The sequence below is a fragment of the Dorea sp. OM07-5 genome (assembly GCF_003481355.1).
In the GTDB taxonomy this organism is placed as follows: Bacteria; Bacillota; Clostridia; order Lachnospirales; family Lachnospiraceae; genus Dorea_D; species Dorea_D hominis.
The window spans coordinates 1-6,053 of the sequence record NZ_QUKZ01000032.1; the positions used below are offsets into that span (position 1 = coordinate 1).

Sequence of the window (6,053 nt, forward strand, 5' to 3'; positions counted from 1 at the left end):
ACAAAATCAAAACCTTGATTGCGGACATCTCCCACCAGACAGGGAATTAAAATGTAGCCAGTTCCCCTCATGCGTTGATTTTACTGGGTTTAACTGTATACAAAACTGTGTTTACTGTTACTATCTTTCATTCTTTTCCAAAATAGCTTTGAAGCATAGGCCACATTATTTTCATATATGACACAAAGCTCAGCTCTACTTGTGCTTCATTAAACCATCCAACCATAAAGCTATTTATCTCTTCAAATAATACTTTTGAAAGTTTCTGAATAATAATTGTGTTATCCACTTCTTCAGTATAATCTTTCGCATACATTTTACATATAGAACGCACTCCAAAATAATTATATAGCACACCTACCGTTGTTTTTAATGCTTCAATATCTCTTGGAAAATCTGTTCTATTCATCATATTCACTACTAATTGATGTCTTGAGTTTAGGTAATTCCTAACTGTACTATTACCTATTTCAACATCAACTGTAAATGAAAAATCTTGAGTTTGTATACTATCTGCTCCTAACATTATCATCAATTCAACTTGTGCTGCATGATATTCTGTATAACCAGACAAAGCCATATATTTCCAAGAATCTTGCTTTGCATACATTTCCGTATCTAAAATATGCGTAAATTCATGAAACACAATATACCTTGGTATTTCCGAACTTTTGCATATCCTTAATATATGTTCATCTGTTTTCGTATTATAGTAAGCTTGGGCGGCTGAAGCGAATCCTGCTGCATCGCTTTCCTCAACATTAATTTCAAAAAAATCTATCTTATACTGTGGTAATTTCTCAATTTCCATAAACTCAATATATTCTTTTTCATATTCTTTAATTAAATTTTTAATTTGTATTTCTGTCATATTGTTTTATACCTCATATCAAAGTTAGCATTTCACTTTTAGTATACCATAAAACAATCCCATTCTCATTCTATATATTTTATCCTCAACGATGAAAAGATGTGTCTGCACACATCTCTTCCATCTTATTATTTTCAATGTTATAAGTTCTTAATAAAATTCAAATCCTGTTTCCGTAATGCCTTCTGTAACTTTTCGTTCTTTCTCTTCAGTTCCTTATTTTCTCTGCTCAGAGCTGCCACCTTCTGGTTCAACAGTTCAATCTGTTTTTCCATCGCCATGTTCAGAATTTCTCTTCTTGGATCTATCATTCCGGCCTGTTGCTCTACTGCTTGGTTCAATGTATCCCGGACGGTTGGATTTTTATAAAAGAATCCTCTCGACAATCCAGTTTTCTTCATCAGCTTTGGAACGCTGATACGTTCTTTATTTGCCAGCATATCTTGTATTGCTTGCAATGCCAGTTCAATTTTCTCTTTACTTTTTCTCTGATTTTCCTCAATCATCTTGTCGTATTTGCTCATATTCTTCACCCCATCTTGCCAGACTCATATATATGATGTCACTCATCCTCTGTCTTACTTCTCTGGTTTCGTCTGCCATTCTTTGATTGCTCATTTTCCGGTAATGCTGTACATTATTCAGTCTTTTATGCCCCAATAGTCTCGCTATCGTCCAGTCATCCAGATGCATTTCTGTAAGTTTGACGCCATAGTAGTGCCGGAACATGTGCGTTCCAAACCCGAATAATTCGCCATGATCATCTTTCAACTGCTTTTCCTGTATCATGGACATGACTTTTGTTTTTATAGCCATATACTGCATCGGGCGGTCAGGTTCTTTTTCATTAACAAATATGTATTCTGTATCACCGAACTTTTCCTGTGTATATTCAATAGAACTCTGTAACAGTTTTGCAAGTTCTTTACTGATCGGTTTTTTATATCTTTTAGTTTTAACTTGATATATTTCAATCATATCTTGGCCATTTTCTCTCGTCAGACAATCTGGTCTCAGTGTAAGGGTATCTGATATCCTAGTTCCAAGCATCTGATGTATCAGAAGACATCTTGCAATCTGTACATCCATCTGTGTAATTTCCGCATTCAGTCGTTTCATTTCATCATCAGAATACACTCTAAATTCTGCATTTACTTCCGGTGGAATATCCGTATTAATAAATAAATGCTCCAATCTTTCATAGCTGTAAATTTTTCCGATTGTCTCTAACTGTCGTCTTAATGAAATTACATAAGAACTATTCGCACTATGGGAAGTATCTTTTGTTGACAGATGTATCAAAAATTCTTCCAACACTTCTCTGTCTATTTCACTGCAGCTTTTTATTTTGGAATACTCTTTTTGGAGATATTCTGAGAATATCCTCATTATTGTCAATTCTCCCTGTACAGTTCCTATTGCTTCATACTGCAGATTCATATAAACAGCTTTCTTACATTCTTCCCTGATATCTGGCTGATATATTTTTCTGAAATCCAGTGTTTTTACATTATAAATTGGATTGGATCTGATTTTAATATCCAGATTTTTTAGTTCCCAAACATCTTTTTCTATCTCATCCCGTAAATCTTCTGGCCCTAAAAATTTCAGTACGTTTCTGAAATATAATATCGTCACTGCTTCGCCATAGCTTACTGTACCATACACACTCTTCTTTTCTTTTACAATAGTTATTCCCTGTTCTAACATCCAGCCTTTTAAAAGTGATATCCATTTTTCTGGATTTCTATCTCCAAGGCTTTTGATTCTCCGATTTATTCTGCTGTTCAAAAACTTTGCAATATGATTATAAGCTGTTCGATCCTGAATCAATGCTCTAAACGTTCCGTTTTTGCAGCGATACATAATATAACCTCGAAACTCTTCCTTTAATTCTTGCGTTGGAAGCAACGTTAAATCAAATTTTCCATTATCCTTACGTGTCCCTGTTTCTTGTAAATTGGGGAAATCGCTGAAGTATATAATATCATTTTCCATCTTTTTCCTCTTTCTTTAGCCATGATGCTAAACTACTTCCTTGCATTTCAAAGAACTCATCATTTGCTTTTGCAATCCTTTGCGGCATATAATCAATATACTGTCTTGTCATCTCTTCATAAGTATGTCCAAGATAATCCCTGATACTTTGCAGTGATACATGACTGTCATAAAACATAGTTGCTACTGTATGTCGATAATCGTGTGATTGAAATAAATATTCTCCATTTGCAATCTTATTTTCCCGGCACGCTTCTATCATCTGAGTTCGGAATGTACCATATAGACAAGCACCACCTCTGCTGTTTTTAAAAATGAATTCTTCAGGCTGAATTTCATGTTTTTTCAAGTATACTTTCATAATCTGATAAAGTGCCTGTGGGATTGGAATCCTTTTATAATTCTTCATTTTGACCTGATACACCTGAATCCAATAATCCTCGCCCTGCTGATAATAAGCATTTCCTTTCAATGTACACACTTCACTCGCCCGTAATCCTAGACACCACAGATGTAGGAACATACATCGTAATCGCTCTGGAAAAAGATATAATTTTTTCAAAATTTCCATATATACTGTTTCCTCAACGCTACGATCATGATGTACTATTACTTCTTTTTGTTGGAAATATTCAATTCGGAATGGCATTCTTGTAATATACTGTTTAACTTCCATGAATTTATAAAAATGACCGATACCGAAAATTCTTTCATTAAATCCCTTTGCCTGTATTCCCCGTTCTCGCAAGCCGTCTGCATACTTTTTTACTTCTGCGACAGTTGCATGAATCGCCAGTATCTTTTCTTGTTCCAGCAGTTCAATAAAATTTCTAATACATACAAATCTTCGTACAATCGTGCTGACTGCCTGTCCAGTAATTCCCAGTTCATATTTCATGTATGCCTGTAAAATTTCTCGATTCTGTATTTCCTTGACTTCCATAAAAGAAATGCTAATTAAGGATTTACTTTCGTCTATCCGATGTTTTCCAAGATGTAATCGTTCCAGATACCATACATTTGCTTCCCATTGGATCTGTTCCTGCTGCATAAACGCATCTCTTCTGCATTCACCTAAAATACTTCGTTGACTCGTTTCGGGAAAATTCTTTAAAATAGTTTCCACTTGTTCCATTTCCAGCAATCCAATATCCGTAATATTTAACTGAACACAAGAATCATAAAGAAGTTTTAAGGATTTTAACCTGACATTTCTATAAGCCTTAGACATTGAAGTATTGGCAATGATACGACTCAACGTATAAAAAATTTGTTTCTTTAAAACTTCTGAACAATTTTGTGTAAAATCCCACACCAATAGGTTTGTTTTATAAGAAGTTTCAAAGGTCTCAGCTATTTCCTTTTCCGGATAATACTTCAGAAAATAAATTTTATTTTGATATTTCCATTCATATATCCGCTTTCCATTTAGCGTCTGCATTTGTTGATAGATATGTTGTTGTTTTACCGTATCATATATTTTCAAATAGAAAGATACAATTTGTGATCGTATCTGTCCTCTTAAATATTGTTCATACGAATTTCGCAAAGGATAATCCATTTCTTCCAGATGCCAGATTTTTCTATCTGCCAAGAACTTTTTCAATTTGTTAATTCTTGAATCGCTTTTTATTCCAAGTGCATCAATTTCTGAATATAGTTCCTGCTTTTTCTTCTCAATATCTACTTCAGATTCTGTTATGTGTTCTGCCTGTTGCAATAAATATATAGGTATTTCTCACACCTCCCTACTCCAGCAGACGTTCCGCCCCATAAATAGCAGTGTGTTGTGCATAAAACTCATTACTTGCTTCTATCAGTTCATCATCCAGCCAGTCCAGATACTTTATAGTCGTATCCAAATGTTTATGCCCCAATGCCTGACTGATCATTTCCAGTTCCCATCCTGCCTGCTTTCGCATATTTGCAAAATAGTGACGTAACATGTGGGGTGTGATTTTAACTCCGGTTTTCTTTTCCATTCGGTCCAACATATCATATACACTGTCCACTCTTAATGGCTTTCCAATGTTCTCACCCATGATATTCACAAACAGGTAATCCTGATGTTGCAGGATTTTCCGATATTTTGCCAGATAATCCATGAGAAATTCAAACGTATCATTACTTATCTTGGCACTTCTGTATTCCGCATTTTTGGCTCTCGCTTCATTTTCATTATCTTCCCGGAAGCATACCCTTATCATGTGATTCCTATAATCAATATCTTTGACATATTTTACTCCCAGTAGTTCCCCAATTCTGTATCCGGTTTCTGCTAACATAAGTAACAGAAGCTGATCTCTTCGGTTCGTACAGGCCTGTAAAATTGTAATAATCTGATTTTCTTTTGCTGTTCTCCCACGATGTTCCTCTTCCTTCAGATAGGCTTTAAAAGAATGATTCCGCAGTACCTTTTTTACTCCCACCTGATTAACCGCTATAATCTGGTTATACGATAAGGTTTTGAGACTTCCGTACTGTTCATATTCTGCCTCTATAAATAAATAGAACCTGAACACATCTTTTAAGTATGCGTTGCAGGTTCCTTCATTCGGACACTTCTTTTCTCCAGCCGTTTGCTCTGTATGGTTTCCGGCTTTAAGCCAGTATAAAAATTCCACAAAGTGTTCTGTCTGTTTTTCATAATCTAACTGATAGACTTCTGTGAGTTCCATTTCTTTCTCTGCCATATATTTCATATAATAGCAGATTGAAAATGCTGTGCGTTTCACTGTATTTGGTGAACGTTTACATTTAATCTTATGCATTAGATATTTACTTGGCAGTTCTTCAATACTCATTGTTTCCAGATTTCTGATGAAAAAATATTTTTCTGTTCCATCTTTTATCGTTTCCACCTTGTATATCATAAGCTGCCTCCTTTCCTCTAACGCTATACACAGTATACCCACTTCATGCCGAAATAGCTATTCATCAATACCAACAATCCCACCGAAAACGCCCTTGAAATACCACCAAACTTTTCGTGCAAAATCTGCTTTTTCTGTAGCAGAACCACGAACGGTTACAGGTAGTATTCCACGCCTTTCCGGTTTCGAATAAAGTGCTGGACATCCTTGATATCTTTTGCCATCTTGCAGCTCGGAAGCGCACACATTACTTCCTCATGATACCTGCCACCTTCTCCTGCACGCTCGTCTAAAATGGACACGACACAAGT

5 protein-coding genes and 1 pseudogene are annotated in these 6,053 nt (G+C 35.4%); all 6 read right to left on the minus strand.

Features of this window, described 5'->3' with window-relative positions:
* Positions 1 to 127: 127 nt before the first annotated feature.
* Positions 128 to 871 (minus strand): hypothetical protein, encoded by a 744-nt coding sequence (locus DXC04_RS15105; RefSeq protein ID WP_006426953.1) that lies wholly within the window; start codon positions 869 to 871, stop codon positions 128 to 130.
* A gap of 140 nt (positions 872 to 1,011) precedes the next feature.
* Complete coding sequence (locus DXC04_RS15110; RefSeq protein ID WP_015513361.1) at positions 1,012 to 1,395, minus strand: DUF6262 family protein; 384 nt, start codon at positions 1,393 to 1,395, stop codon at positions 1,012 to 1,014.
* Positions 1,370 to 2,869 (minus strand): tyrosine-type recombinase/integrase, encoded by a 1,500-nt coding sequence (locus tag DXC04_RS15115; RefSeq protein ID WP_006426955.1) that lies wholly within the window; start codon positions 2,867 to 2,869, stop codon positions 1,370 to 1,372. Before DXC04_RS15115 ends, DXC04_RS15110 begins: the two co-directional genes overlap by 26 nt.
* The gene (locus DXC04_RS15965) at positions 2,859 to 3,920 is read right to left on the minus strand and encodes a tyrosine-type recombinase/integrase (protein WP_226853056.1); all 1,062 of its coding nucleotides are present in this window, start codon (positions 3,918 to 3,920) and stop codon (positions 2,859 to 2,861) included. The genes DXC04_RS15115 and DXC04_RS15965 overlap by 11 nt, the downstream gene beginning before the upstream one ends.
* A gap of 697 nt (positions 3,921 to 4,617) precedes the next feature.
* Positions 4,618 to 5,742, minus strand: coding sequence for a tyrosine-type recombinase/integrase (locus DXC04_RS15125; protein WP_006426957.1), 1,125 nt, complete (start codon positions 5,740 to 5,742; stop codon positions 4,618 to 4,620).
* Between the two features lie 155 nt (positions 5,743 to 5,897).
* Positions 5,898 to 6,053 (minus strand): annotated as a pseudogene (locus DXC04_RS16245) (helicase C-terminal domain-containing protein); the annotation flags it as partial.